Below are 25890 nucleotides of genomic sequence, written 5' to 3' on the forward strand. Positions count from 1 at the left end.
TATGATTAAAACAATTTGGAAAGGGAAAACCGGAATTGTCAATTGTTTTGGTCGATGCAAAATTAAATACAGTGAGGTTTTAAAATACTTAGAAAAAGAGCATTTTGTTGAGAGTGATGCATCTCGTACACACTCAGGTACGGAACGCTATTGGGTATTTAACGAAAATGGAGTTGCTTTAGCATTTTGTTACTATGATGCGACTGGAGAGCTATATGTGGGCTCCAACCAAGAGTTGGAATTCCCAGATAAGATAGCTGCTCAGTATATCCCCATATCATTAAATAAAGAGACTGGGGAAATGTGGAGATGAAGCAAATTTGGATATGCTCTATTTCTCTTATGATGAGGTGTAAGATAAGCCCGCTTTAGCGGGCTTATCTTTAATCGATAGACCATTGATGGATTTACGGAAGTCCACTGGGTCGCGATGTAAATAAACTTCCTTGACGTCGGTAAACCATTTCATGTCAGAGCTTTGAGAAACGTTGCCAGCCATTGGGGCGATAGAGAGCTTGGAAAAGTCAGCTCAGCCCATCGTCCGTGCAAGACAATAGCTTTGTCACCTGTGGCTTTATTTGCAATGGCGGGAATGGCTTGAATAAAAGGCTGAGGGTCAGATGTAGTCGTAGGGTTCGAAGCCTTGAGTTGGCGGCGACGCAGGCTGAAATATTTGGGACAGAGTTGTTTCTCACGGCAGAAGGCGGCGGCACTTAAGCCGCTGCTGCGGTGTTCTGCAAATAGTGTGAGCCATTCGGACTGGGTACGTTTGGGCATGATGGAATCTCCGATAAATATAGGGGAGATCGCAGAATAGTGAAGCTTGCAGAGAAAGGTAGAGTGTGGTTCTTTAGGCGCTTACAATATTATTAAAGGTGTGGGTGAAATAGTCATTATTTTTTGTGATGGTTTCATGTTTTTTGGTGCTGGTTTAGTTATGCTACAGTATTTTCTAGAGTGATTAATTTTTTGAAGGTGATGCGTATCACTACGACAATACCGGTTGAAAGAATAAGAGTGATAGAGGGCAGATGTCTGTGTTTTTAACTTGATTGTTAGTATAGTATTTTAAGGTGATTTTTAGATTTCCTGTTTTTAAAATGTTATGTTTACATTTTTTCAGCGGCTGAATAGTGTTTTTTGATTTCAGTGCGAGGGAGTGCGCGAGATATTTATTTCTTGGAATTAAATCAGTAATTAGAAGTTTTATGGGTGTCATCAATAAGTGAGCTTATGTTCATTACTTACAGGAGGCATTCTCTGATAATTTATCTATACATAACCTCTCTCGATCATCAAATAAGCGCCTCGCACACAGCACAACCGCCACAAAAGTACCAAACCCAGTACCCGCAGCAATCGTAAACATAATCAAAATCTGATATTTCACTGCAACTGTAGGGGATGTACCAGCTAATATCTGCCCGGTCATCATACCTGGCAGAAAGACAATACCGGCTGCGGCCATCGAATTGATCGTTGGCATTAATCCCGCGCGCATCGCATCCCGGCGAAATTCAATACTGGCTTGCCGCCAGGTTTCGCCCAGCATTAGGCGGTTTTCAATAATATCACTTGAACGTCGCATACTTTCTGTTAATCGGTCCAGGCCAAGGGCAACGCCGGTCATGGTGTTTCCCAGAAGCATGCCTAATAATGGAATAGAATATTGCGGTTGGTACCAGGGCTGGGGGCCGATTAGCACCACTAGACTCAGTATGGTGACGCTAAATGCGGAAACCAGCATGGATAAAGTGCCAATGGCAAAACTCCAGCCTCCGCGCAGGCGATATTTTTGCCGAGAGACGACTTGTTGCCCGGCAAACAATAACATTGCCAATCCCAGCAGACTGACCCATAACAGGGTGCCAACAGCGAACAGGGCTTCCAGTATGACTCCGACAAGCGCCAATTGAACCGCAGTGCGTACTGCCGCAATAATCAGCGGTTTACCGAGCTGTAATCGGGCAATATGGGTGCAAATTGCCAGGGCAACCACCAACGCCGCAGCCAGCGATAACTGCCACCAGGTCAGGTTGATCACACTCATTGTGATAGTTCCCGCTCCACAAGATGGCTTCCCTGAATCTCAAAATGCCTGCTGCCCACTCGCTGTATCTGTTCTTTACTGTGGGCCACCCAGATTACCGGGTATTGGTGCTTGCTGATTTCATCCATAAGCCATGCTTCTACTTTACTTGTAGTATCGGCATCCAGATTGGCAGTAGGTTCATCGAGTAAAAGTGCCTTTGGAGTGTAGGAGAGCGCGCGAATCAGCGCCAAGCGTTGTTTTTCTCCGGAGGATAGCCGGCTTACCTGCCATTCTGTTACCTCCTCGGGAAATCCTAAAATTTTTAATGCTTGCCCCATCGGCTGATTAAAGTGTTCGCCCACTGTCTCGTACCACCAGGCACTTTGTGCCGGTACCAACATAACCTGGCGGCGCCACTGGTGACCAGACATAGCCTCTTGTAAATTATTGCCAAGAGAGATCTGGCCGTTGTGAGGATCGACATCGGCGATGGCACGTAGTAAGCGGCTTTTACCAGATCCTGAGGGGCCAGATAAGCAAACAACTTCGCCTGGTGCTATAGCTAGATCTACTTTCTGAAGTAAATCGTTACTCAGATTTTCTATATGTAGTTTAGACATGACTCTTGCTGCTTACTTCTATTTATTGGGTTTCTAGGCTTCTTAAGGGCTGCACCTGTTCTCTATAAATGAACTTGCTTCGATATTATAACCTGGATATTAATTTTCCTGATGAAATAATTCGGAAGCTAAATGTCATATTAATTGGTTAAATTTTTCATGCTAATATTTTTAGTGGCTGTTATCTGTGTCAGTTGTTTATGTGATTTTAGAATGGGTTGATAGGGGGGTATGAGCCTCACTGGAGGCCTATCTTCTTTTGGTATGTATGAACTCTGAAGAAGAATAGCAAGCTCGAAAAAGTGTTAGGTGAAGATCTCTCCGTAGGATATTGTGCTGGGTCTGCCTATAAAAAGTGGCTGAATCTAGTGCTGCTTTGAAAATATTTATGTAAGTGATTGGTTGAGGGTGCTTGAGAAAGTTTTGAAGATATATTGTAAAAAAACTTTATGATCCTGTTTGCTTTGGGTAGAAGAAGCTTTTTGTTGCTAAAAAATTTAATTGTTGCTTTGTTTTAAAGGTAAAAAATAAGTGTCAAATTGAATGTTGTCGAGTCCGGTGAGTATGTTGAATTAGTGTTGGTGAGAAGATCCTGATGCATGCTTGTGTAGGTTTTTGCTTTTTATTTACCTAATGTAACTATAAATATGAGTTAATTTAATTGTTTTTTTTACCTAGCTGGTTGCTTCTCTAGGTCAAGAAATAAGTTTCTTCTAAACGCTTGGATGTATCAATCTTTCGACTGTCTTTTCAGTTAAGTCAAGTGTGATATGCCAATTTGAGGTTAATCTTAGAATCAGTGAAATGGGTTGACACAAGACGGGTTCTTAGGTGGAAGAAAAGAGGGATATAATGTGCTACTGGATAGCATATCCAGCGTATATGGCTAGTTGGGTAAAGGGAGATTGACTGATAAGGCAGTTAGGCCGCGGTTAGATATGGACTAAGTGGGAAACTACTGATGAGACTTTGGGGCTCAATGCTTTATGAAGACTTACCTGAGAACCAGTTAGTCTAGGATTTGATAGTGGCGCAATGAGTGTTAGTCATCATAAAATATATCTTAAAACCACCTGATAGATAGGAAAGGGCAGAGATCCTAGGTAAGCCTTACAATAGATTGAACGACCAAAACAGTATTTCCCCAGAATACGGGAGGATTTTATGAAAACGCAGGATAAGCGCATCACCGCTGAATTCCTCGCTGCTCAGGCTGCGGGTTCATGCCGAATAGAAGGCCTCAAGGTGACTCCTGAAGAGGAAGAGCGGATGAGAGATATCATTTCTGGAAAAGTTGATGCGGAAGAAGATATTCAGAAAATAGTGGATGCCTTCAAAGCCCAAAATACCAAAACGAAAGAATAAATTTATTAGCTTTTAGACCATTAGAGTTTTAGACATGGATGCCTACGCCCAGTATGATATTTCTGAGTACGATCCGTACTTGTTGCACAATTCAGAATGCCTAAAGAACTTGTTAGGATTTACTGATACATCATCTCTTAACGAAGCGGAAAGGGTGATCACTCAGCGCACATTGGCAGATCTGATAGCCTCTCCCGTGACTCCCACCTTTGATCTTGTACATCTATGTGAAATCCATCGACGCTTATTTCGACATGTGTACCCATTCGCGGGGAAAACAAGAAAAGTAGAGATTAGTAAAGGTAATAAGCTTTTTCTCCCTTATAGCTTGATTGAGAAAGAGAGCAGCAAGTGCTTCCAACAGCTGGCCTCTGAAGGATATCTGCAGGGCCTCGATCCAAGAGCATTTGGCCAGAGAGCGGGTTTCTATTTAGGTTGGATCAACAAGATCCATGCTTTTCGTGAGGGCAATGGGCGTTCGCAGCGGGTATTTGTAGATCAGTTGGCCAGTCAGAACGGTTACTTTGTGGAGTGGTCCGCGATAAGTGGGCAAGCCATGGCTGATGCTAGTCGAGCGGCAAGGTCGGTAGACCCCGAAGCTAAAGAGCTTTCTAGGCTGATCGGGCTGAATGTTGTTAGGAAAGTTTGGTAGTGAAGACGAGCGGCTCGTAGAAAAGCAAGCTTGGCGGTTCTAGCAGGCTCTTCAAATAGTCCAGCATGATGAAGGGGTTCGTTGCTCTTCACACCTTACCCTTTCAATCAAGTTCGCCGAGCGTTCACTCTGCTTTTAGGGAACTCTAAACAAAAGCCTCATTTTTTAGAGCTCCCTACGGTATATATGTAATCAAGAGTTGAGTGAAAAGTAGGTAATCAGGATTGCTTTGCCAAGTATGAAGTTTTTTGAAGATCTTGATGTTGTTTACTCGGCATATAAAAGATAGTAGTTGTTGCTTTAAAACAAGAAAAAATTTACTTTGTAAAAAATTAATAATAAGCGATTTATGGATAGTTAAAAGGCTTTAAGCTTGTAAGTAGAAGCTTTTGCCAGAGATGAAAGTGTTGCAGAGCTAATAAGCTTGATCTACTTCTTATAAGTTTTGCTGTGGACAGGTAACCAGGTTCAGGCTTGGGTCTGGCAACCCTAGTAGATGCAAGTTGCAGCAGTCTATAGTCGAGTAGCCGGGTGAAATAATTTTTGCTTTCAAGCTTACCGATGTCGAGGTTCTTCCCAATCTAGAGATATTGGCCTAGCAATAGTAACTTAACCCCCTTTGAACCTCCCGCCCCAGTCCGCCATAATCCGCTCCTTCCGAATCGAATAACGAGTGCTGTATGACCGACACCTCTGTCTATGAGGCCACAGAGCGCCTGCCGTTAAAGGAGTACACCGAGAAGGCGTACTTGGATTACTCCATGTATGTGATCCTGGATCGCGCCCTGCCGAATATCGGTGACGGCCTGAAGCCTGTACAGCGGCGAATTGTCTACGCCATGAGCGAGCTGGGCCTGAAGAATACTGCCAAGTATAAGAAGTCTGCGCGCACGGTTGGCGATGTGATCGGTAAGTACCATCCCCATGGCGATAGTGCCGTGTATGAAGCGATGGTGTTAATGGCACAGCCGTTCAGCTACCGTTACCCGTTGATTGATGGCCAGGGCAACTGGGGCTCGCCGGATGATCCCAAGTCCTTCGCGGCTATGCGTTACACCGAGTCGCGCATGGGCAAATATTCTGAAGTGCTGCTGTCGGAACTGGGCCAGGGCACAGTGGATTGGCAGCCAAACTTTGATGGCACCATGGATGAGCCCTGTGTGCTGCCAGCGCGGGTGCCGAATATCCTGTTAAACGGTACCACCGGTATTGCCGTGGGTATGGCCACCGATATTCCGCCGCACAATTTGCGCGAAGTGGTTAACGCAACGGTGGCACTGCTGGAAAACCCCAAGGCCACAGTGGAAGAACTGTGTGAGCATATTCTCGGTCCGGATATGCCCACCGAGGCGGAGATTATTACCCCGCGCGAAGACATTCGTAAGATTTACACCAGTGGTCGCGGCTCTATCAAAATGCGCGCCCTGTGGGGTAAGGAAGACGGCGATATTGTGATTACCGCGCTTCCCCACCAGGTGAGTGGCGCCAAGGTGCTGGAGCAGATCGCCCAGCAGATGCAGGCGAAGAAGCTGCCGATGGTGAGCGATCTGCGCGATGAGTCGGATCACGAAAATCCCACCCGCCTGGTGATTGTGCCTAAGTCCAACCGGGTGGAGATGGAGTCGGTGATGAATCACCTGTTCGCTACCACCGACCTGGAACGCAACTACCGGGTCAATATGAATATGATCGGTATCGATGGCCGCCCGCAGGTGAAGTCCCTCGATAAGATCCTGCGCGAGTGGCTAACCTTCCGCGCCACTACCACGCGCCGCCGCTTGCAGTTCCGCCTTGATAAAGTAGAGAAGCGCCTGCACCTGTTGGCCGGCTTGTTGGTAGCCTTCCTCAATATCGATGAAGTAATCGAGATTATCCGTACCAGCGACGAGCCCAAGCAGGAGCTGATGGACCGCTTCGAGCTGACGGATATACAGGCGGATTACATCCTCGATACCAAGCTGCGCCAGTTGGCGCGCCTGGAAGAGATGAAAATTCGCGGTGAGCAGGCGGAGCTTGAGAAAGAGCGCGATACCCTGACCAAGACTCTGGACAGTGAGCGCCGCCTTAAAACCTTGATCAAGAAAGAATTACTGGCTGCAGCTAAGGAGTTCGGCGATGAACGCCGTTCGCCCATCGTGGCCCGTGAGGAAGCCAAGGCATTTAGCGAATCGGAGCTGCTATCTTCCGACCCCATCACCGTGGTGGTTTCTGAGAAAGGCTGGATTCGTGCCGCTAAAGGTCATGAGATCGATGCGGCGGCACTGAGTTATAAGGCCGGTGACAATCTCGGTTTTGCCGCGCACGGCAAGAGTAACCAGCCGGCGCTGTTGCTCGACAGCACCGGGCGCAGTTATTCCATCGCCTCCCATACCTTGCCATCAGCGCGGGGCCAGGGCGAGCCATTGAGTGGCCGTATCAACCCGCCTTCCGGTGCCACATTTGAGGGGCTGCTCATGGGGTCGGACGACCAGCGGGTTCTGTTGGCCTCCGATGCGGGCTATGGTTTTATCGCCAAGCTCGCCGACCTGCAGTCGCGCAACAAGTCGGGCAAGGCCATGCTGACCCTGCCTAAAGGTGCCCAGGTTTTGCCGCCGCAGTTGTTAGACAGTCCCGAAGAGGCATTGTTGGCGGCGGTAACCTCGGAGGGACGCATGTTGGTGTTCCCCGTTACAGAGCTGCCGGAATTATCGAAAGGCAAGGGCAATAAGATTATCAATATCACTGCCGCGCGCGCTGCTAGCCGCGAGGAAGTGGTGGTGGGAATCGCCGTGTTGGAGGGTAAAAACCAGCTGGTCGTGCATGCCGGTAAGCGCCATACCAAGATCAAAATCTCGGAAATGGAGCACTACCGCGGTGAGCGTGGCCGACGGGGCAACAAGCTGCCACGGGGCTTTCAGAAGGTCGATAGCATCGAGGTGCTGGAAAAATAAGCCTTTACTAATGTGGCACGGTAAAAGCGGTCATTGCGACCGCTTTTTTATTGCCAGTTTTTAGTATTGATAAGCCGCGCATTGATGAAATAATAAGCAGGCTTATAATGAGCGCCCTCAAAAAGGGGGGAGACTATGTCAGGGATGGGCGGGTCCGGAAAAGACAGCGCAACCGAGATGAGCTTTGCGCTGCATAGCGCGGCGCGCCTGTTGCGGCGTAACTTTGACCGCCGAGCACGGGATCACGGCCTCAGCGATGCCCGCTGGCAGGTGCTCTGGCATCTGACACGGGAGCAGGGACTGAAGCAAACTGCCCTTGCGGGACGCCTGGAGATGGCACCGATCAGCCTGGCGCGCCTGCTCGACAAGTTGCAGGGCGAAGGGCTGGTGGAGCGACGGCCCGATCCAGAGGATCGGCGCTGTTTTAGGATTTATCCGACCGATCGGGCACAGCCGGCTATGGCGCTGCTGGGAGACCTGGCGGAGGAGACCCGCAGTCACGCCTTGGATGGCTTTACTGCGGCGGAAATAGGACAACTGCAGACGCTGCTCGGGCGGCTGCGCAAGAATCTGGTAGGCGAAGAGATTGAATGTGACTGACAAGCTGCACCTGAAGCTAAAGCCGAGTGCGATGCGCAAGCTGGGGGCCGCCCTGGGATTGGCGTTTGTCGCCCTGGCGGCCGGCTGGAGCCTGTATGGCGGCGGCGATATCGTCGAGACGCAAAACGCCTATGTAAAGGCGGATAAAGTTTCCCTGGCACCAGAAGTTCATGGTGTGGTGACCAAGGTGTTGGTCAGTGCCAATGAGCCGGTTTTTAAGGGCCAGTTGTTGATTCAAATTGACCGCACGGCTTATGAGCTGGCGGTGACCGAAGCTGAGGCGCGCCTGGCTCAGGTGCGCAATGATCTGCTGGCGCGCCGCGCCGAATATGCCGAGGCGGATGCCGCCCTGCAGCAGGCGCGTAAAGATGCAGACTTCTACCGACGCCAACTGGAGCGCAATGAAAAACTGGGCAAGGTGGCCTTCTCTGAAGCGGAGTTGGATAGCGCCCGCCAGCAGCTGGAGCGGGCCCGCGCGCAGATCACCATTAATGCGGAAAAACTCTCCAGCCTGCGTGCTGAGCTGGGCGGCGACCCCAGTGTGGCCCTGGAAGAGCAGGCCGACCTCAAGGTGGCCCAGGCGCAGTTGGACAAGGCCAATTATCAACTGTCGCGCACCCGAATTATTGCACCTATGGATGGCGTGATCGCCAATACCCTGCCACAAGTCGGAGAGATGGCCACCGTCGGCGAGAGCCTTCTGTATATGGTGGGCACCAGCGGCCTGTGGGTAGAGGCCAACCTTAAAGAAACTGAACTGGCCAGGGTGCGCACGGGCCAGCAGGCGGAGGTGACCCTCGATGCCTACCCGGACTTTGAATGGCAGGCCCAGGTGGACAGCATGAGTCCGGCCAGTGGTAGTGAGTTTTCACCTACTCCGCCGCAGAATGCCAGCGGTGAATGGCACAAGGTAGTACAGCGGGTACCGGTGCGTTTGCGCCTCTACCCCCTCAAGGATGCGCCGCCGCTCCGTGCGGGTATGAGCGCTAAAGTGCGTATCGATACCAGTGAGGATGCCAAGGTAGTATCCGCACGCGCCTCTACCGATGAGAGTGGCAGGGTGGTTCTCTAGAAGCACTTCAGTGGCTGGGATTTGCGCTGTGCGTTGGAGCGGTCGGTTTGGCTGTTAGAATCTGGCTAACCAGTGGCAACCGGCCAAAAAAAAGGCCCGCAATGCGGGCCCTGTAATTTACTCTTCGACTCTGTGCCAGGTCTGGGTGCGGTAGAGAAAACCGAGGTACCCACGCACTTTCAGGGTGTTGTCGTTTTCCAGCCAGAGCTTGCAGTCGTACACCTTGCCTTTCACCGGGTCCATAATTTCCCCGCCTTCGTATTTCTTGCCTTTCTGCACCATATTGGTGATCACGTCCATTCCTACAAGAGGCTTGCCCTTTAGGTCACCTGGGCAGTTCTCACAAATGGTGTCATTGGGCTTCAGCAATAGCTGAACGATCTTGCCGAAGTACTTACCGTCCTTTTCATAAATTTCCACGATGGATCTGGGCTTGCCGGATTCGTCATCAATAGTGCGCCACTTGCCTACAACATCTGCGGCATTGGCCTGCAGGGCGAACAACAGGCCGAATGTGGCCAGGAGCAGGTTTCTGATCATCTGTAGGTTTTCCTCTATTCAGTGGGTGACCCAGATCTTACAGCAAGTCACTTGCAGCGACACCGCATAAGTCATCATCAGGTAAAAAAATAACCGCATACAGACGACATTTGACCGCAAATACCTGCAATTTGTTCGCAAGTTGTACCAATTTGGCTATTGAGGTTAAACCAGGGGTGGTAGGACAGCGCAAGAGAAAAGCGGCAAAGGGAGGGCTACGTTTGATCCTATTGAGGGTGGTGTGGCTAATACTACTCCTACAGCTGGTTTTAGTGGGCGCACTGCTATGGCACCGCTTCGGCACCAAGTTGCTGCTGGTCAATTACTCGATGAGCGGCGGCGAAGGTGAGGGCGCCTGGGTTGTAAGTTGCAGCAGTTTCGGGCGAGTATGGGGCCCTTTAACGGATGTAAAGCTAGATTTCCTCTCGATACGTTTATCTCTGCAAAACGCCGGGATTTCCCCGGCTTGAACGGCTGGAGCTTAAACGGTGTGACGGTTTTAGATGCGGCGGCGCCATTGCCAAAGGAGGGATAGGCGCTCCATGTCTCGGCTGGTTCTCTACATGGGACAGCCCTGTCGATTCGTGCTCACTCCTATGCTTTATCCACAAATTCTGGGGGCAAAGCTGTGGGCAATTTTGTCCAAGTCCCTGGGGGCGCGCCTCTCTCTGGGCTGGTGGATTTATACGCAGGGTGGGGGTGGGTAGGACGGCTGACGCCGGCCTATCTATCTGGCAGTTTTTTGATTGTTTTGGGCTTTATTAGAGACTTGGCAAACTGCCTTTCTTGTTCAGTAGCGGAAAACAGCTTCAAATAGTCTGAGTCCACACTGCCGATATCTGCCTCTTCGACTTCCCTCACATAGGTCCGGATCGACTCTTGTGCCCAGCGTAGGCTCTCTGCACTTGGCGGCTTGAATTGATCATATATTTCTTTCACCGCTTTAATATTGTCCTCACGGCTCAAGTCAGGATCAAAGTATGTTCCCAAAATCGAGTGGAGTGCGACATTGACCTCTTCGGCAGTTAGTGCCTGCTTGTCGCCGTCATCGGAGAAGGGATCAATCAAGACACGCGCGGCCAAGTCTTCAGGAAATTCTATAAGCTCCCCGGTTTCAATCCGAATCAGCATGGTGTCACAGCCTGCACCCACTTAGGAGTTTATAGCTCTTCCAAGATGTCCCGCATTAAGACTCACCCAACCGCTTTGGGGGGGTGTCCAAGAACATTAGATCGATAAGCTCGTTATCAACCATTCCAATATCATCCCCTTTAATCTCGCGTACATACGCCTGGATAGATTCTTGTGCTATCCGCAAATTCTCTTCACTGGGCTGGCCTATCGCTTCGTATCGCTTTCTTATTCTTTCAACGTTCTCTTCGAAGCTGATTTCATCGCGCACCGCATAGGTGCCTAATATCGCATGTAGTAAGGCGTTCACTTCTTCAGCGGTAAATTCTGGTTTGTCGTCTTCACCGCATGAGGGATCAGCGAGAATAAGCGCGGCCAAGTCCTCTGGGAACTCCTTCAGTTCGCCTGTCTCAATTCTGATCAGCATGGTAATACCCTTAATTCCTTAGCTAGCTCTCTCTCGAAAATTTCAAACTGGGAATAGCTAGTAAAGTCTTTAGTGCTCATTGCCCAGCCAAGGCCGCCGTCGACTTCTACTTCGGTTAAATACTTCAGGTGGTGGCTGACAGCTTCGTGTATTTCTACGGCTTTGGCGTGGTAACGCCGTCTCTTAAACTGAACGGCACCCTTACGCCTGCTGGCTAGATCATCGGTGAGTAGGTAAAAGCCCAGGATGGACACCTTGTGGAGATCGGGCATGATCATCTTGATCGCCGACTGTGCGACAGCTTTTCCGAGGGCGTAGGGGTTTGAGCGGCCAGGCTTTGCAGAGTCCATGCTTCCGTGCTGGTCGGAAAACTTTAAGCCAACCACATAGCCATCCACGCCAAAGACAATGTGGTAGGACAGCTGAACATTGTAAGCTCTACCGTTTACAGATATCAGCTCACTCCTTGATTTTACCTGATTAAGTTGAGGGTGCCCCGTCATAACTTTCTTCCTTGAAGTGCAATCGAAAATCCTTATCGACTGAGACGGAGAATATATTGGGTGTCATGGTTTTGGCAATTCCAGCGGTTCACCAGCGGCCCCTATCCCCACTGTCAACGAACCATTTAATGGTGGGGGACAGTGCAGCGAGGACGATGATGATTACGGTCTGCCATAGGGCTGTGGTGTACCATAAAGGCTCTGGCCCTATCGAGTAACCGAGTGATGCGAAGGGTAAGTGCTTCATTCCGTATTCATCAATCGCCGGAATAAAGGCCCAAAAGTTGACAGCAAAGATTAGACTCCACCATCGACCGAAAGATCGAGGGATGAATTTGTAAAAGGCAAATAGAACGCCATTACCCAATATGGCTTGAATGCTTACCTGAGCAACGGTTTCTGGAGACAGCCCCGTTGCTTGGCTAATTCGCCAAATCGCTACAACTACTAATGCGGCTCCAACAAGAGGAAGCCATAAGAGGGGATCGTTAGAGTTATTGTTGGACATCTCAGCAATCTCCTTTGTTGTTCCATCACATAATCTCCCGGTTTTCTGAATTGCAAAGTCCAATTAGTTAAATTTGAGTGGCGGCTCACAAAATATTTGGCTTTTGATGGCTCTATAAGGAGAGGGGCATTTGGCAGCGTGGTGGTATAAGGAAGATGGAGTGATTCAGCACTCAAGCCATGGTTTTTTACTCCTCTACCTGCTCCTGCTTTCTATACTCGGCCTGTATGCGGCACACCTGCGACTTACTGTAGCCGGTAGCCATAACTGTCTCGGCAAGGCTAAGCCCTTTCTCCTCACGGAAGTAGCGCACCAACTGGTGGCGGTCTTTATCTGCTGGTCTGCCCTGGTACTTTCCGGCTTTCTTTGCGGCTTCGATGCCTTGCCGCTGTCGATGCTGGCGTGATTCATAGTCCTTGCGCGCCATGGCGGCCATCAAATCAATCAGCATATTGTTGATAGCTTCCAGTATTGCCTCAATCACCTGGTCCCCATTGGAGACGCGCCCGCGATCTAGGGCTAGGTAGGAGGTGGGCACGTCAAGACTCACTATGCGCAGCTTCTTTGCCTGTATCTGGCTTTTTAATTCGCTCCAATCGTTATTGCTCAAACGGGTAAGGCGGTCGATTTGTTCCACCAGTAACACATCATTGGGCTGGCTGTCGGATAGTAGGCGGTTTAGTTCTGGCCTCTGCAGGGTGGCGCCGCTTTGATTCTCGACGTAGTAAGAGGCGATGCGCTGGCCGTAGGGTTCGACAAAGGCGTCGAGGCTGGCGCGGGCGCGGTTGGCGTTTTGCTCTTCGGTGGAGGCTCGCAGGTAGGCGCGAATAAACATATATGTCCCTAATGGTCCCGTTTGGGTTGTCCGATTATATGCTGTCTCTTTTGGGTGGTCGCAAGCTCTTTTTGGGGTTTTGCTGTGGGTGTCTCTTTTGGGGGTGCTTAAAGAAGACAATCTCTAAAAGTTAAAATTAAACCAAATAGATAGATAAACCTTTTTTGTTGCATTTATTCAAAAGTGATTTATTCTTCCCCCTTCACGACAAAAGCAGGGGAGGGATAGCAATATGTACGATTTCCCAGTAGTGCTAACTAAGGCTGAAAGCCGTGCAGGGGTTTGGGTGGTTTGCCCGGATGTGCCGGAACTCAACAGCGCAGGCAATACCGCCGAAGAGGCGCTGGAGCAGGCGAGAGATGGATTAATCAGGGCACTGTCTCTCTATATCGACAACCGCCGACCAATCCCGATGCCGTCAGAGCCAGAGCCGGACCAACCAGTAATCCATTTGCCGGCCTTGGTCGCTGCAAAGGTTGCCTTGTGGAACGCTATGCAGGAACAGGGGATGCGAAAAGCTGACTTAGCCCGCTTGCTGGAATGTAGCCAGGCACAAGTGGATCGGCTGCTGGACTTGAAACACAGCTCTAAGTTGGAGCGCATCGAATACGCGCTTGGGTTGTTGGGTAAGCGTTTGGGGGTGGTTGTTATGGATAATGGGGAAGGGTAGATGTGGGAATGGATACTGGAATCCCTGGCCCAATTTTTTGGGAGTCTATTGTCTATAGCTGTAGCTGTGGGGCTTATTTCTACCTTCTTTAGGAAGTATGCAGAATCTGTATTCGTAAAAAGATATAGACGGGACCAGCTAATAGGCTTGATTAAATATGTGCATGAGCAGTGCAGTAATCAGCCAAAGAGGATGGAAGAGAATTACTCCAATCTTATTTTTCTCAAGGAAAAGCCTAATTTCTTGAAAGACAGCCCAAATAGCGATCGGCTTACCATTATATCTAGGAGCATACACCCGATCGACACATTGAGAAAAAGACACGAGGAGTCATTTTCACTGTTTACGAATGACCAAAATAATCTCTTGTTTGCGCTCTTTGATCGAATCGAAAACTACAACACACTGCAACCAGAGTTAAAGCCGGATGTGTCTAGCATGGAAGTGGCTTTGCAAATGTTGTTAGATATTTGCTTTATAAGTTTCTATGCAGAGAAGATTGAGGGTGAAGGGAAGGATTTTCAGCCTGGCAGGCCCATTGCCTCGCGTGAGACTCCGGCTGAGCTCAACAAGTTCATTCGGGAAAAGCTCAATATCTCAATCAAGCCTCATGATCTATTACTCGATGCTATGAAGAGGCTGGAAGGCAGAGAAATTATTAAGGGTGAAGATCAGTCACAGAACAAAAGCAAAGGTGATTGAAAATGGCTAACAACGACAAGAACCAGCTAGAGCTATTTATCGCGGATATTCTCGACGTAGCTCCCAAGGGTGACATGCTGACAATGGAGCACCCTATCTTTTCCCTGTCTAAGCGCAGGGACACCCGCAAATGGGTTTATAAGAGCGGGGAAAACTGGATCGAAGTAACGCCAAGCGCTGACGGCCGCGCAACCATGCACGACAAAGATGTGCTGATGTATTGCATTGGTCAGGTGGTTGAAGGGATAAACCAGGGCCGCGAAGTTTTCCGCCGTATGTTAATTGCGACCCATGATTTTTTCAGGTCACTTTAGGAGCTACAGCTCAACGGGATGCGCTTGCCGGATTCTGGGGGAGCGCTGGCCCAGACTTCGTGCTGAGGATGTTCGTCGAATGGGCTCTGCAGTAGCTGGCGCAGGGTATGCAAGGGTTGGTAATCACCGGTTTCGGCGGCTTCGATAACCTTCTGCGCCAAGTAGTTGCGCAATAGGTATTTGGGGTTTGCTGCCAGCATGGCTCGGTTGCGGGCGCAGGAATCACTGTGCTCACGCGCCAGGCGCCGATCGTAGTGCCCCAGCCACTGCTCGAGGGCGCTGTGCTGAGCCTCGGCGAGACATTCCTGAAGTCCTTGGGCGGGACGCTCTCCGCGGTAGTGGGATAGGGCGCGGAAGAAGAGGGTATAGTCTGCCTCCCCCTGTTGTAACAACTGCAGTAGGTCTGCGCAGAGTGCCTGATCGCCCTCCTCCTCGGTGGTGAGCCCCAACTTGGCGCGCATCCTCGCAGCAAAGGCATCGGTCACCTGGGGTTGGAACTGCTCCAGGCAGTCTCGCAGTGCCTCCACACTGACAAAGCCGGAGAGAGCGTGAGCCAGGGCATTCAGGTTCCAAAGTACTACACCGGGCTGCTGCTCGAAGGCGTAGCGGCCGGTATGGTCTGAATGGTTGCAGATAAAAGTGGGATCGTAGTCATCGAGAAAGGCATAGGGGCCGTAGTCAAAGGTGTCTCCAATAATCGACATATTGTCGGTATTCAATACGCCGTGGGCGAAACCCACTGCCTGCCAGCCCGCTACCAGTTCGGCACTGCGTCTGGTGGTAAAGCGCAGCATGGCCTCGGCCTGTTCACCAATACTGAGTTCTTGGGAGTCGGGGAGAAAACGCCGGCAGATCTCGCCGATAAGCTGTTGTTGGGCCTGCAGCTGCTTGGTGTAAAACAGGTATTCGAAGTGACCGAAGCGTACATGGCTTTCGGCCACGCGGATCAACATGGCGCCCTTTTCAATTTGCTCGCGGGTTACCGGTTCGTCACTACCGACGATACTCAACGCGCGGGTAGAGCGGATGCCCAGGCCACTTAGGGCCTCGCCGGCGAGATATTCGCGAATGGTGGAGCGCAACACTGCGCGGCCGTCGCCAAAGCGGGAATAGGGGGTTTGGCCGGCGCCTTTCAGGTGTAATTCCCAGCTTTTGCCCTGGTGTTCAACTTCCCCGAGCAGCAGGGCGCGGCCGTCGCCCAGATCCGGGTTGTAGACGCCGAATTGATGGCCTGTGTACTTCATGGCAAAGGGTCGGCTGCCGTGAAACAACTTGGCGCCACAACCCAGTTGGGCCCAGTCGGGATTGTTCGCCTCAGCGGCATCGATACCCAGCAGCTGCAGCACAGCGGGATTGGTATCGATAAGCTGTGGATGCTTGAAGGGGGTGGGGTCGATGCGGCGGCCAAAGGCATCGCCCATATCGGCGTAGCGGTGGCTGAGAGTAACTTCGCTGAGTTTCATAGATTTTGGGTTTGGGCTAAAAATAAATGTTGCCAGGCATGTTACCGGCATTAATCGCTATTCGCAGGGACGCTTATACCGCAAGTAGGCGTAGAGGGCGTGTATGTGATTGCCAGTGCTGCTCCTCCTGGTAAAGCAATTCCTCTATCGCCGGGCTGCTATCCAGCCATTCACGCTCAATTTGCAAGCGATAGGCATCTCCCTGGTCTGCCAAGTTGATTCCCCGCAAAGTGCGCTCTGTGCGGTCGCGATGAATAATGCTGGCAAGGCGCAGACACAGCAGTAAATCTGGGCTTGGGTGGAAACCGTAGTGCTCTTTTGGTGCTTTGATTGGACCGCGCTGGTTGCGCACTAGGTAGGCCAGGTGCTCCTGTTCGCCGTTGGAGAATCCAGCCATATCTGCATGCTTGATCATATAGGCACCGAGCTTGCGAAAGCTGCTGTGGGTGAGTGCCAGCCCCACTTCATGTAGCTGGATGGCCCAGCGCAGTCGTTGCCTTCCTTCCAGCGGGTATTCGGGGCGCAATTGCTGCAATAGTTTGAGGGCGGTGTCGTTCACTCGGCGCACTTGGTTCTGGTCAATCTGCCAGTGCTGTACCACAGCGTCTACAGTACTGGCACGGCGATCGCCACCGTGCAGCCGCCCCGCCAGGTCATGCACTATGCCCTCGCGAATGGCATAGGGCGAAACCTCCATGCGCTGGATATCCAATTCACAGAAGATGGCGTGCAGGATTGCCAGGCCGGCGGCGAATACCGGGTGCCGCTCCTCGTCGAGATCGGGCAGCTCCAGTTCGGCGATATGCTCCACCTTGGCAACTTCTTTGGCGAGACGGTCGATATCCTCGTGCACGATATCCGCCACCTCTCCTCCATTCAGTACCCGTGAAACCGCCTTCACGCTGCCAGAGCAGCCGATAACTTCCGCTTCGGCGGCAATGTGTTGTAACCCTTGCAACTCGGCGCGGGCGGCGCGCTGTGCGCGCTTAAAATGGTTGACGGTATTTTCACTGATCAGGCCATCGGCAAAAAAGCGTCTACTGTAGGAAACGCAACCCATTTCCAGGCTTTGTAACTGTTGGGGGGATTCGCTGCCGCGCACCAGTTCGGTGGAGCCACCGCCGATGTCGATAATGCAGCGAAGCCGTGGTGGGCCGTCGGCGGCGGCCATTACGCCACTGTAAATCAGGCGTGCCTCCTCAATACCGCTAATAATTTCCACGGGCACGCCGAGAATGGATTCGGCCTCTTCGAGAAAACCATCGGCATTAGCCGCGGCGGTGCGCAGGGTATTGGTACCGACGACGCGAATATGATCGACTGGTAGTTTTTGTAGTACAGGTTGAAAGCGAGTGAGAGCGGTCAGGGCGCGCTCCGATACCACGGGGTTTAGGTGGCGGTGGGCGTCCAGCCCCTCTGCCAGTCTCACCATGGCGCGGTCGGTATGCAGGCGTACCATGCGTTGATCGCGAAATTCCGCTAACAACAGGTGGAAGCTGTTGGAGCCGAGGTCGAGCGCAACGTAGCGCTCACTTGGTGATTGCATCGACATCCTTAGGCCCGTGTTAGTTAAGACGGCAAGCTACTCTACTATTAACTGTATAACCTTGTGCTCATGTTGATTATTTCAATCTGGCGGGGTCTTCCCCCTGGTTGTGACGAAAATGCGCGTAAATCTTCCTTTCGCGAGAATAGCTCGTCATAGGTTGATGCCTGTGCCCCTATAAGTTGTTCGATATGTACTTCCCCTAAATTGGCATCGAATTCTTGGGGCAGGGAAATTCACTCCGGTTGAATATGTATTACAAACCTTCAATACCTAACGATATCCCTCTATACCCAAAAGAGTTGAGCTGGTTGTCCTTCAATGAGCGAGTGCTACAGGAAGTTGAAGACGAAACTGTACCCATTATTGATCGGGTGCGTTTCCTGGGAATTTTCTCTAACAATCTCGATGAATTTTTCCGTGTACGTGTAGCAGATGTGCGCCGTCTTGCCGCGTTCGCAGGGGCTGAACAGGAGAAAAGACATTTTGCCAAACTACTCGGGCAAATTAATGAGCGTGTACTGCGCCTGCAACGACGTTATGCACGAGCTTACGCTAAAGCACTGGCAGATCTCGATAAACACAATATCCATGTAGTTAGGGAAACCACGCTAACTGAGCACCAACGCACCTTTGTCGAAGAATATTTCCATCGGGAAGTGTTGCCAGAGCTGGAGCCTTTTTTTATTGATGACCTTGATACTATGCCGCTGCTTAATGAGGCGAGTATCTATTTTGCCATTTTTCTGCGTTTAAAAGATGGTATCCAGCGTTATGCGGCAATGGAAATTCCCACCAATACTTTATCGCGTTTTGTTGTGATTCCACCCCGTGAGGGAATGCGTGAAAAAGTATATATTGTTCTCGACAATATTATACGGGCCTGTTTGGTGGAGGTGTTTCGCCAGGTTTTGCCGATTCGCTCGGCCAAAGCGTATATGTTCAAGATTAGCCGTGATGCTGAGCTTGAATTGGGTGAGCAGATAACCCAAAACCTCGTGGACCGTATGGAGAAATCTCTCAAGAGGCGTAAGCGCGCCGATCCAGTGCGCCTTGCTTACGATGCAGAAATGCCTGAAGTGCTCCTAAATATGGTGAAGAAAAAGTTAAAAATGGGGCGCTATGATACTTATACACCCGGTGGGCGCTACCACAACTCCAAAGATCTGATGAAGTTCCCCGCAGATTCTGGGAGTTATATCTATAAGCCACTATTACCGCTGCCAACGTTACCTGGTAAGGGGGGCGCCTTTGCACATATTCGCAGTGCCGATCGGCTTTATTATTACCCTTATCATGATTTTCGCGTAATCACCAATTTGCTCGCATCTGCAGCAATTGATCCACAGGTGCGAGAAATTCGGATCAATCTCTACCGGGTTTCAAAGAATTCACGGGTGGTGGCTGCTTTGATCAATGCCGTGCGGAATAATAAAAAAGTCATTGCTGTTGTTGAGTTACGCGCGCGATTCGATGAGTTGGCAAATATCCACTGGTCGAAGGAGCTTTTCGATGCGGGGGTAGAGGTTATTTATGGTGTTCCAGGATTGAAAGTTCATTGTAAATTGATTTCTATTCTTCGTCGAGAACAGGGTAAAGATAGGTTTTACAGTCATTTGGGGACAGGTAATTTTAATGAAAGTACTGCGCGAATTTACTGTGATTTTAGTTTGTTAACTAATAATCAGGAGTTGGGCCAGGATGTCTACAATGTTTTCGAATTTATTCGGCGTACTCGACGTCGTCCGGTGTTTCAGCATATCGCAGTTTCACCCCTGACAAACCGTGCTGCGCTTTTGGGGGCAATAGATCGAGAAATTGAGGCCGCCCAAAGGGGCGATAGAGCTGAGTTGTTTTTTAAGTGTAATAACTTGGTGGATAGCCAGGTAGTGGATCGGCTTTACAGTGCAAGTGCCGCAGGAGTAAAAGTAAGAATTATTGTACGAAGTATGTGCACCTTAGTGTGTGAGACAGCGGGTCTTTCTGATAATATTCATGTTGTCAGTTTGGTGGATAAATTTCTGGAGCATGCGCGTGTTTATATATTTTATAACGGTGGAGAGGAGGTAATGTGGCTCTCTTCAGCAGATCTTATGACTCGTAATTTAGATCACCGGGTGGAAGTGACTTTTCCAATTATGAATACTGATCACCGTGAGACGATTCGAAAAATTTTGGAGCTGCAATGGAGTGATAATCAAAAAGCTCGGATTGTGGATGCGAGTCAGAGTAATACTAAAATTGCCAACTCTGGCAAAAAAAACTGTCGTTCCCAGGATGCTATATACCGCTATTTGAAGAAGCAGTCTGACGCTTGAACTTAGTTGGTTTCGACAAGAACTGGTTTGCAAGCTTTAAAAGCACTCACAGTAATTTGGCTCACTTAGTCCCGGCTGAACCCCACCAACTTTCCTCGACTGAATGAAAAGCGATAGCGTTGTCCGATTTGCAGCCATTCATAGCAAGTCGACTGGATAATCATACGTGGAAACTGTGGGGTAACTACCCAGGTCTGGAAATCATTGCCAGGTCCTCGCCCGATCAGCCAATAGTAATCCCCTCTTTTGCAAAAGGCGCTGGGTGCGCAGGGCTCGCTACCCCAAACATAGGCCAGTACATCGTATTGCATTGGCACACTGGCCTTTTCCTGAAAAGGCTGGGGTTCACTGCCGGTGAAGGTGTAGAGGTTGTCGAATGGAATTGGGCGAAATCCCTGTGCTGGAGTTGCGCAGCTGACTACTTGGGGTTTTCCAGTGATACGGGCGTGAGGAGGCGGCGCCTTTTCCTTGCCGGGAATGGTCATTTCACTGGGCAGATAACCGCAGCCACTGGCTGTTAATAGAGCCAGGGCCGCTAGAGTTGCGGCCCATGCAAGTATGCGCACTGATCACCTATTCGAATTGTGGGGGCCTCCTACCAATATAGCCATAGATTGAGTGCTTATTTGTTGCGGGCGATGGCCGGAGCACGGCGATGGAAGCGCCACTTACGCCGGTAGGGGAAGGCGCTCTCCACATGCCCGGCGCGGATACGGTCTTGCAGGCGCCTCCAGTATCGATAATCGTAGAGGTCGCTGTGCAACCTCTCAAAAGCTGAGCGCGCGGTGGGATTACCGGAGAAGAACAGGCGGAACTCCTCTGGGAAGACGTCCGCTTCATCCACGGTGTACCAAGGTTTGTCTGCCAGTTCCTGCTCGGGTGTTTGCGCTTCGGGAATCTTGCGGAAATTGCACTCCGTCAGCGGGCACAGCTCGTCGTAATCGTAGAAGACCACGCGGCCGTGACGGGTCACACCAAAGTTCTTAAGAAGCATATCGCCGGGGAAGATATTGGCTGCTGCTAGCTGCTTGATGGCATTGCCATATTCCTCCATCGCTTCTCGAGTTTCCTCTTCGTTGGAGGTTTGTAAATAGAGATTGAGGGGTTCCATGCGCCGTTCTACATAGAGGTGCCGGATAATTACCCACTTCTCATTAATGACCAGTTTGGAGGGTGCTACCTCCTGTAGCTCACGCAGTAGTTCTTCACTAAAGCGATTGCGATAGAAGATGAAATTGGTGTATTCCTGGGTATCGGCCATACGCCCAACGCGGTCTGAGCGGGATACAAATTTATATTTCTCCCGCACAATTTCTTCGGTGACGGTTTTTGGGCGATCGAAGCGATCCTTAATGACTTTGAATACCACTGGATAGGAGGGCAGGGTAAATACGCTCATTACCATGCCCTTGATGCCGGGTGCTATTACAAACTGGTCGTTGCTCACCTTCATATGAGCAAGGATATGGCGGTAGAATTCGGTCTTGCCGTGCTTGTGGAAGCCGATGGAGTTGTACAGTTCCGACTTTTCCTTGAGCGGCATAATAGTGGAGAGAAAGCGCACGAAACGCGAAGGAATGGGCGCATCCACCATAAAATAGGAGCGGGTGAAGCTGAAGATAATACTAGCGGAATCATTGCTGTGCAGCAGGGTATCCACAAAAATACCACCACGGCCGTTATTCAAGCAGGGCAGAATAATAGGTACCACTTCGCCATTAAAAATCATGCGACCCACTAAATAGGCGGCCTTGTTGCGGTAGAACACAGACTCCAGCATATCTACACGCAGCTGTTTTTCATTCTCCAGCTTGGCCAGCGGCGCCTCGCGTAAAAGTGCACAGATATTTTCGATATCCCGCTGCATATTTTCCCAAGGGGCGGAAAAGCTGAAGTCTTTGAGGATGTCCTCGATCATATATTCGAGTCCATCACGCCCGCTATAGCTGATATAAATGCTGTAATCCCGTAGCGGTTTGTCGTCTGGTGCGCGAGAGGGTTTGACAAAAATATTCTTGTCGTGAATATCCGCGTGTCGGAATTGGCTGCAAAAGACAGAGTTGAAGAAGGTTTCGGCAATCTCGTAGTTACTGTGATTGGCGATTAGTTGTGCGTAGGTGGCGCGGGCATCCCGCCACAGTTCCAGTTGGCTGGTGTCTTTACTGGTAACTGAGTGCACCAGTTTGAGCACTTGGTTGACCTTGGTTTTGTACAGGTCGATGCGTTCCTTGTTGGCCTCATGTGCGGCCTGCCAGGAAGCAGTCTCAAAGCGCGCCTTGGCGCCCAGAGTGATGTTCTGATAGTCTGCGAAATACGCATCAAAACCATTCAGGATGGTCTTCGCGATGCGGCGGGCGGTCGGTGAGTGATTGGTCATGCACTAGACTTGGTTTTTGAGTTTCAGGTTAAGCATCTGCCTGGGGAGCATTTGGGGTGGCTGACGGGGGTAACCCGCGCCTTACCAGATTCCACCGCCCCGGCGCTTGCCGATCTCCCCGCGGCAGGGAATAAGCGGATAGTAGCACGGCACGCCGGAGTACCAGTTGAACGATTGGATCAGTAGTTTTGTCTTTTTCTTTGCGGTGATCGATCCGGTGGGCACTCTGCCGGTATTTATTGCGGTCACTTCCCGTCACGCCGAATGGCAAAAACGCAAAATTGCCTGGCTGGCCGTATTGGTAGCCGCTGGCATCTTGCTGTTCTTTTTATTGGTCGGTCAATTCCTGTTGGAGGCAATAGGTGTACCGCTGTCAGCTTTTCAGGTGGCGGGTGGCGTAGTGTTGTTCCTGTTTGCCCTCACTATGATATTTGGTGATAGTAAACCTGAGCAGGAGATGGAGATTGTCCGCGAGGGCCATGAGACCGCGATATTCCCGCTGGCGGTGCCCTCAATAGCCTCGCCGGGCGCCATGCTGGCGGCAGTGGTACTTACCGATAATCATCGCTTTGATATGATGCATCAACTCAACACTGCCACGGCGATGCTGGCAGTATTGGGGATTGTGATTGCACTGTTACTAACCGCAAATTGGATCTATCGGTTTATAGGGGATGCTGGCGCCAGTATCGTCAGCCGGGTGATGGGGCTGATACTCGCCTCGGTAGCCACCACCAATGTACTGCTGGGTATACAGCAGTTCTTCTCCATCTAAGCTGCCCAGTCAGAATGAACAGGCACCTCGAACGTCAGTTGGGGTGTCTTTACAAGTTTTCTCGTCGATTCATTTTGATTATTCCGCGTTTCGATTTCCCCATGCAGGATGCGTTTTATTCAATAAAAAGATGCTACTGAATACTGTATTGTACTGTGGTGAAGCATGCTTCCTCTGTGACTATGTTGTGCCAGTACAGCTAAAATACGCCTGAGTAATATCTTATGACTTATTATTTTGTTGTCTAAATATCATTAACAAATGGCCAAAAGAAGACTGTAGTCACAGTTACGTCCTTTGTTTGTTAGGCAATAGTCAGATAGTTGTTCACATCGCTAAACCTAACTATGATTAGATGATACACAATGATAAGTAATTGTTTTATAAGAAATGAATTGGCTAAGAGATAAGATCTTCAAAAGACAATCCTTTATCATTTTCTTGATGTGTTTCCCCTCTGTATTTTTGTTGTGATTTTTGGAAGCATCGGGAACATATTACATACCATTCTTAAGGGATTTTTATGGTGGTGAACCCACTTTTATTTATTCATGTTCCAAAAACTGCAGGAACAAGCTTTCGGCTTGGCGCATCAACATATTTTGGCGATGGTAGTATTTGTCTTGATTACGGCCCAGGATCGAAGCATACCAGCGATATTGTGAAAGCTTGGATGGGTGACAATCCTGATCTATGGTTATTTTTTCAGAAGATGAAATACAAAAATATTAAAATGCTTGCAGGTCATTCAAATTCAGTACGTTATCTTCCAATATTTGGCCTGGAAAATACAGTAACAATTTTGCGAGATCCAATACAGAGGTTGGTGTCAGAATATAAACACTATTCTCGACATAATGGGTATAAAGACAGTTTTAAGTCTTTTTATAGTAAGTCATCATTCACCAATCGGCAGCTAAAAATTTTTCGGAGGTTTTCTTGGCCACTTTTCGGCTTTGTTGGTTTGACTGAGAGGTATGATGAATCCCTACAGTTGCTAAATAATAAATATGGAATAGAAATTCCGTATTTAACAATGAATTTAGGGCGTGAGGATCTTAAGGGGAAATATGATATTCCTCAGAACCAATTAGATGAAACGTGTATTAGGAATGCTCGTGAAATTGATCTATATGATAAGGCAGTGTCACAATTTGAATGGAGAGTCTCACTTTTCAAGAACGGCATGAAATTTGTGGCCGGCCTGCTTAGCGGTCAGGCCAAGGAACATATTCTAGGGTGTGCTATTCCCGAGCAAAGCGATGATGCGGTTGTACTGCGTGTGAAAGTTGATGGGGCCTATAAGGGCGAAGTTCTAGCGAATGAATATCGTGCTGATCTACGCGCAAATGGTGCAGGCCGTGGTGGTTTCGTCGGTTTTTCTATAGATATCTCTGGCTTTGCAAAGGGCGCAATTCTGGAGTGTGAGGTGGCTGAGACGGGGCAACCGCTAGTAAATTCTCCCTGGGTAATTCGCGGTGAAGATTAAGTCTATTGGAGAAGTGACTTTTCTTCGTTATTTCTACCGATCTTTCTATGGTCTATATTGACTGACTCTTCGGGCTATCAATCGCCTGCAAATTTATTGCCTGCTTAGCAGAGGCATCTTTGAGCTGCGGATAAGAGCATGATACTAATCCCAGTTTTACTAATCTTTGGGGCCCTCTCCTGGTATATCTGCACCCTCGCTGCCGGTGGTGGGGCTATGCTGATGATTCCACTAGTCGGTCTCTTGATTGGGCCACATTTGGTGGCTCCTACGATTACGATTGGCAGTGTTATTGCCGCACCTTCCCGCGTGTTGTTCTTTTGGCCATATATTAACTGGAGCGTTATTTGCTGGATGCTACCCGGTAGTATTCTGGGGGCGATGGTTGGTGCCTATATTTATAGTCAAATGCACCCAATATGGCTTCAACTCTTTGTGGGCATCTTCTTGATGTCCACTTTGGTTCAATATCGGCTCGGTAGAAAACAATCTTCTTTTCCAATGCGTTTGCCCTACTTTTTCTTCCTAGGTGTAGTAGTCGCATTTCTCTCTGGGATTATTGGTGCTATTGGCCCGGTGCAGAATCCCTTCTTTATCAATTACGGCGTTGATAAGGAAAATTTGATTGCAACCAAGGCGTTGAACACCATGGTCTTACAGGCCACCAAAATAATGACTTACCTTAGCTTTGGTGCTATCACCATGAATTTGGCAAGTTATGGCGTTGCTATTGGTATTGGAGGGATTATTGGAGTTTACCTTGCTAAGCATCGCATCTTGCGTATGAGTACACAGCGCTTTCATTACTATATGCTCGCTCTAATGTTTATTTGTGGAGTGTTTCTCGCATCACGATCTTTGACACAAATTGCTCAATTAAGACCCGATATTTTTTCTGATATCACCTTACTCAGTTAGATACTTGTCGCAAAACGAGCGTATACGGATAAGCATTGAGACAGTGGAGAAATCTCTGTGATCAAGGATTAGTAATTAATAAGGGAATTGCTGCAATGTTGTG

General features: G+C 49.5%; 28 protein-coding genes. 15 read left to right on the forward strand and 13 right to left on the reverse strand.

What is annotated here, in order from left to right:
• The first annotated feature begins 1 nt into the window (after position 1).
• Positions 2–313: a hypothetical protein gene (locus ACJJIV_RS13685; protein ID WP_444889308.1), complete on the forward strand. Its 312-nt coding sequence runs from the start codon at positions 2–4 to the stop codon at positions 311–313.
• Between the two features lie 152 nt (positions 314–465).
• On the opposite strand, the gene tnpA is transcribed toward ACJJIV_RS13685, so the two are convergent.
• The 3 genes from tnpA to ACJJIV_RS13700 all read right to left on the reverse strand — a co-directional run bounded on the left by tnpA (position 466) and on the right by ACJJIV_RS13700 (position 2652).
• Positions 466–777 carry an IS66 family insertion sequence element accessory protein TnpA gene (tnpA, locus tag ACJJIV_RS13690; RefSeq protein WP_444889309.1) on the reverse strand — a complete coding sequence of 104 codons (312 nt, stop codon included), beginning with the start codon at positions 775–777 and terminating at the stop codon, positions 466–468.
• A 463-nt stretch (positions 778–1240) separates the two neighbouring features.
• Entirely contained in the window at positions 1241–2050 is an 810-nt protein-coding gene (locus ACJJIV_RS13695; protein WP_444889310.1) for an ABC transporter permease, read from the reverse strand.
• Positions 2047–2652 (reverse strand): ABC transporter ATP-binding protein, encoded by a 606-nt coding sequence (locus ACJJIV_RS13700; RefSeq protein ID WP_444889311.1) that lies wholly within the window; start codon positions 2650–2652, stop codon positions 2047–2049. Before ACJJIV_RS13700 ends, ACJJIV_RS13695 begins: the two co-directional genes overlap by 4 nt.
• A 1164-nt stretch (positions 2653–3816) precedes the next feature.
• Between ACJJIV_RS13700 and ACJJIV_RS13705 the strand changes: the two genes are divergently transcribed.
• The 5 genes from ACJJIV_RS13705 (at position 3817) to ACJJIV_RS13725 (ending at position 9271) form a co-directional block, all read left to right on the forward strand.
• Positions 3817–4017, forward strand: coding sequence for an antitoxin VbhA family protein (locus ACJJIV_RS13705; protein ID WP_252083422.1), 201 nt, complete (start codon positions 3817–3819; stop codon positions 4015–4017).
• Positions 4018–4051: 34 nt separating this feature from the next.
• Positions 4052–4669 carry a Fic/DOC family protein gene (locus ACJJIV_RS13710; protein ID WP_252083421.1) on the forward strand — a complete coding sequence of 206 codons (618 nt, stop codon included), beginning with the start codon at positions 4052–4054 and terminating at the stop codon, positions 4667–4669.
• Positions 4670–5349: 680 nt separating this feature from the next.
• Complete coding sequence (gene parC, locus ACJJIV_RS13715; protein ID WP_252083420.1) at positions 5350–7599, forward strand: DNA topoisomerase IV subunit A; 2250 nt, start codon at positions 5350–5352, stop codon at positions 7597–7599.
• Between the two features lie 135 nt (positions 7600–7734).
• Positions 7735–8199, forward strand: coding sequence for a MarR family winged helix-turn-helix transcriptional regulator (locus ACJJIV_RS13720; RefSeq protein ID WP_444889312.1), 465 nt, complete (start codon positions 7735–7737; stop codon positions 8197–8199).
• Positions 8192–9271: an HlyD family secretion protein gene (locus ACJJIV_RS13725; protein ID WP_444889313.1), complete on the forward strand. Its 1080-nt coding sequence runs from the start codon at positions 8192–8194 to the stop codon at positions 9269–9271. Before ACJJIV_RS13720 ends, ACJJIV_RS13725 begins: the two co-directional genes overlap by 8 nt.
• Positions 9272–9388: 117 nt before the next feature.
• Here ACJJIV_RS13725 and ACJJIV_RS13730 read toward each other — a convergent pair whose 3' ends face one another.
• On the reverse strand, positions 9389–9811 hold the full coding sequence (locus ACJJIV_RS13730; RefSeq protein WP_444882859.1) for a DUF2147 domain-containing protein: 423 nt from the start codon (positions 9809–9811) through the stop codon (positions 9389–9391).
• 221 nt (positions 9812–10032) lie between these two features.
• On the opposite strand from ACJJIV_RS13730, the gene ACJJIV_RS13735 reads away from it, so the two are divergent.
• Together ACJJIV_RS13735 and ACJJIV_RS13740 are read left to right on the forward strand one after the other, a co-directional pair.
• Positions 10033–10281, forward strand: coding sequence for a hypothetical protein (locus ACJJIV_RS13735; RefSeq protein WP_444889314.1), 249 nt, complete (start codon positions 10033–10035; stop codon positions 10279–10281).
• 72 nt (positions 10282–10353) lie between these two features.
• The gene (locus ACJJIV_RS13740; RefSeq protein WP_444889315.1) at positions 10354–10518 is read left to right on the forward strand and encodes a hypothetical protein; all 165 of its coding nucleotides are present in this window, start codon (positions 10354–10356) and stop codon (positions 10516–10518) included.
• Positions 10519–10534: 16 nt separating this feature from the next.
• Here ACJJIV_RS13740 and ACJJIV_RS13745 read toward each other — a convergent pair whose 3' ends face one another.
• The 5 genes from ACJJIV_RS13745 to ACJJIV_RS13765 all read right to left on the reverse strand — a co-directional run bounded on the left by ACJJIV_RS13745 (position 10535) and on the right by ACJJIV_RS13765 (position 13215).
• On the reverse strand, positions 10535–10942 hold the full coding sequence (locus ACJJIV_RS13745) for a hypothetical protein (RefSeq protein WP_444889316.1): 408 nt from the start codon (positions 10940–10942) through the stop codon (positions 10535–10537).
• A gap of 55 nt (positions 10943–10997) precedes the next feature.
• Complete coding sequence (locus tag ACJJIV_RS13750) at positions 10998–11369, reverse strand: hypothetical protein (protein WP_444889317.1); 372 nt, start codon at positions 11367–11369, stop codon at positions 10998–11000.
• Positions 11363–11872, reverse strand: a complete 510-nt coding sequence (locus tag ACJJIV_RS13755; RefSeq protein WP_444889318.1) for a hypothetical protein — start codon at positions 11870–11872, stop codon at positions 11363–11365. Before ACJJIV_RS13755 ends, ACJJIV_RS13750 begins: the two co-directional genes overlap by 7 nt.
• An 88-nt stretch (positions 11873–11960) precedes the next feature.
• On the reverse strand, positions 11961–12380 hold the full coding sequence (locus ACJJIV_RS13760; RefSeq protein ID WP_444889319.1) for a hypothetical protein: 420 nt from the start codon (positions 12378–12380) through the stop codon (positions 11961–11963).
• 187 nt (positions 12381–12567) lie between these two features.
• On the reverse strand, positions 12568–13215 hold the full coding sequence (locus ACJJIV_RS13765; protein WP_444889320.1) for a recombinase family protein: 648 nt from the start codon (positions 13213–13215) through the stop codon (positions 12568–12570).
• A gap of 232 nt (positions 13216–13447) precedes the next feature.
• Here ACJJIV_RS13765 and ACJJIV_RS13770 point away from each other — a divergent pair, with 232 nt between their 5' ends.
• From ACJJIV_RS13770 to ACJJIV_RS13780, 3 genes are read left to right on the forward strand one after another with little or no spacing between them, the layout of a single operon-like run.
• Entirely contained in the window at positions 13448–13885 is a 438-nt protein-coding gene (locus tag ACJJIV_RS13770; protein ID WP_444889321.1) for a type II toxin-antitoxin system HicB family antitoxin, read from the forward strand.
• On the forward strand, positions 13886–14587 hold the full coding sequence (locus ACJJIV_RS13775; protein ID WP_444889322.1) for a hypothetical protein: 702 nt from the start codon (positions 13886–13888) through the stop codon (positions 14585–14587).
• A 2-nt stretch (positions 14588–14589) separates the two neighbouring features.
• On the forward strand, positions 14590–14901 hold the full coding sequence (locus ACJJIV_RS13780; protein ID WP_444889323.1) for a replication initiator protein A: 312 nt from the start codon (positions 14590–14592) through the stop codon (positions 14899–14901).
• Here the strand turns inward: ACJJIV_RS13780 and ACJJIV_RS13785 are convergent.
• Complete coding sequence (locus tag ACJJIV_RS13785) at positions 14898–16364, reverse strand: protein adenylyltransferase SelO (RefSeq protein WP_444889324.1); 1467 nt, start codon at positions 16362–16364, stop codon at positions 14898–14900. The genes ACJJIV_RS13780 and ACJJIV_RS13785 overlap by 4 nt on opposite strands.
• A 73-nt stretch (positions 16365–16437) precedes the next feature.
• Positions 16438–17910: a Ppx/GppA phosphatase family protein gene (locus ACJJIV_RS13790; protein WP_444889325.1), complete on the reverse strand. Its 1473-nt coding sequence runs from the start codon at positions 17908–17910 to the stop codon at positions 16438–16440.
• 251 nt (positions 17911–18161) lie between these two features.
• Here ACJJIV_RS13790 and ppk1 point away from each other — a divergent pair, with 251 nt between their 5' ends.
• Positions 18162–20228 (forward strand): polyphosphate kinase 1, encoded by a 2067-nt coding sequence (gene ppk1 / locus ACJJIV_RS13795; protein WP_252083414.1) that lies wholly within the window; start codon positions 18162–18164, stop codon positions 20226–20228.
• A 65-nt stretch (positions 20229–20293) separates the two neighbouring features.
• On the opposite strand, the gene ACJJIV_RS13800 is transcribed toward ppk1, so the two are convergent.
• Both ACJJIV_RS13800 and aceK read right to left on the reverse strand, forming a co-directional pair.
• On the reverse strand, positions 20294–20794 hold the full coding sequence (locus ACJJIV_RS13800) for a hypothetical protein (protein ID WP_252083413.1): 501 nt from the start codon (positions 20792–20794) through the stop codon (positions 20294–20296).
• Positions 20795–20850: 56 nt separating this feature from the next.
• Positions 20851–22605 carry a bifunctional isocitrate dehydrogenase kinase/phosphatase gene (aceK, locus tag ACJJIV_RS13805; RefSeq protein ID WP_252083412.1) on the reverse strand — a complete coding sequence of 585 codons (1755 nt, stop codon included), beginning with the start codon at positions 22603–22605 and terminating at the stop codon, positions 20851–20853.
• Positions 22606–22771: 166 nt separating this feature from the next.
• On the opposite strand from aceK, the gene ACJJIV_RS13810 reads away from it, so the two are divergent.
• From ACJJIV_RS13810 to ACJJIV_RS13820, 3 genes are all read left to right on the forward strand, one after another.
• On the forward strand, positions 22772–23380 hold the full coding sequence (locus ACJJIV_RS13810; protein WP_252083411.1) for a MarC family protein: 609 nt from the start codon (positions 22772–22774) through the stop codon (positions 23378–23380).
• Positions 23381–23903: 523 nt separating this feature from the next.
• Positions 23904–24869 carry a sulfotransferase family 2 domain-containing protein gene (locus tag ACJJIV_RS13815; protein ID WP_444889326.1) on the forward strand — a complete coding sequence of 322 codons (966 nt, stop codon included), beginning with the start codon at positions 23904–23906 and terminating at the stop codon, positions 24867–24869.
• Positions 24870–25007: 138 nt separating this feature from the next.
• A complete protein-coding gene (locus ACJJIV_RS13820; RefSeq protein ID WP_444889327.1) occupies positions 25008–25787 on the forward strand; it encodes a sulfite exporter TauE/SafE family protein in 780 nt (259 codons plus the stop codon).
• The last annotated feature ends 103 nt before the right edge of the window (positions 25788–25890 follow it).

Source organism: Microbulbifer mixtoriginis (SeqCode) (assembly GCF_052466765.1).

Bases quoted from the DNA above. Each gene is read 5' to 3' on its own strand.
- ACJJIV_RS13705 (WP_252083422.1), top strand. From the start codon at position 3,817: ATGAAAACGCAGGATAAGCGCATCACCGCTGAATTCCTCGCTGCTCAG.
- ACJJIV_RS13760 (WP_444889319.1), bottom strand. From the start codon at position 12,380: ATGTCCAACAATAACTCTAACGATCCCCTCTTATGGCTTCCTCTTGTT.
- ACJJIV_RS13785 (WP_444889324.1), bottom strand. From the start codon at position 16,364: ATGAAACTCAGCGAAGTTACTCTCAGCCACCGCTACGCCGATATGGGC.
- ACJJIV_RS13770 (WP_444889321.1), top strand. From the start codon at position 13,448: ATGTACGATTTCCCAGTAGTGCTAACTAAGGCTGAAAGCCGTGCAGGG.
- ACJJIV_RS13775 (WP_444889322.1), top strand. From the start codon at position 13,886: ATGTGGGAATGGATACTGGAATCCCTGGCCCAATTTTTTGGGAGTCTA.
- ACJJIV_RS13720 (WP_444889312.1), top strand. From the start codon at position 7,735: ATGTCAGGGATGGGCGGGTCCGGAAAAGACAGCGCAACCGAGATGAGC.
- parC (WP_252083420.1), top strand. From the start codon at position 5,350: ATGACCGACACCTCTGTCTATGAGGCCACAGAGCGCCTGCCGTTAAAG.
- ACJJIV_RS13820 (WP_444889327.1), top strand. From the start codon at position 25,008: ATGATACTAATCCCAGTTTTACTAATCTTTGGGGCCCTCTCCTGGTAT.
- tnpA (WP_444889309.1), bottom strand. From the start codon at position 777: ATGCCCAAACGTACCCAGTCCGAATGGCTCACACTATTTGCAGAACAC.
- ACJJIV_RS13765 (WP_444889320.1), bottom strand. From the start codon at position 13,215: ATGTTTATTCGCGCCTACCTGCGAGCCTCCACCGAAGAGCAAAACGCC.
- ACJJIV_RS13700 (WP_444889311.1), bottom strand. From the start codon at position 2,652: ATGTCTAAACTACATATAGAAAATCTGAGTAACGATTTACTTCAGAAA.
- ACJJIV_RS13780 (WP_444889323.1), top strand. From the start codon at position 14,590: ATGGCTAACAACGACAAGAACCAGCTAGAGCTATTTATCGCGGATATT.
- aceK (WP_252083412.1), bottom strand. From the start codon at position 22,605: ATGACCAATCACTCACCGACCGCCCGCCGCATCGCGAAGACCATCCTG.
- ACJJIV_RS13740 (WP_444889315.1), top strand. From the start codon at position 10,354: ATGTCTCGGCTGGTTCTCTACATGGGACAGCCCTGTCGATTCGTGCTC.
- ACJJIV_RS13695 (WP_444889310.1), bottom strand. From the start codon at position 2,050: ATGAGTGTGATCAACCTGACCTGGTGGCAGTTATCGCTGGCTGCGGCG.
- ACJJIV_RS13745 (WP_444889316.1), bottom strand. From the start codon at position 10,942: ATGCTGATTCGGATTGAAACCGGGGAGCTTATAGAATTTCCTGAAGAC.
- ACJJIV_RS13710 (WP_252083421.1), top strand. From the start codon at position 4,052: ATGGATGCCTACGCCCAGTATGATATTTCTGAGTACGATCCGTACTTG.
- ACJJIV_RS13685 (WP_444889308.1), top strand. From the start codon at position 2: ATGATTAAAACAATTTGGAAAGGGAAAACCGGAATTGTCAATTGTTTT.
- ACJJIV_RS13750 (WP_444889317.1), bottom strand. From the start codon at position 11,369: ATGCTGATCAGAATTGAGACAGGCGAACTGAAGGAGTTCCCAGAGGAC.
- ACJJIV_RS13815 (WP_444889326.1), top strand. From the start codon at position 23,904: ATGGTGGTGAACCCACTTTTATTTATTCATGTTCCAAAAACTGCAGGA.
- ppk1 (WP_252083414.1), top strand. From the start codon at position 18,162: ATGTATTACAAACCTTCAATACCTAACGATATCCCTCTATACCCAAAA.
- ACJJIV_RS13730 (WP_444882859.1), bottom strand. From the start codon at position 9,811: ATGATCAGAAACCTGCTCCTGGCCACATTCGGCCTGTTGTTCGCCCTG.
- ACJJIV_RS13790 (WP_444889325.1), bottom strand. From the start codon at position 17,910: ATGCAATCACCAAGTGAGCGCTACGTTGCGCTCGACCTCGGCTCCAAC.
- ACJJIV_RS13755 (WP_444889318.1), bottom strand. From the start codon at position 11,872: ATGACGGGGCACCCTCAACTTAATCAGGTAAAATCAAGGAGTGAGCTG.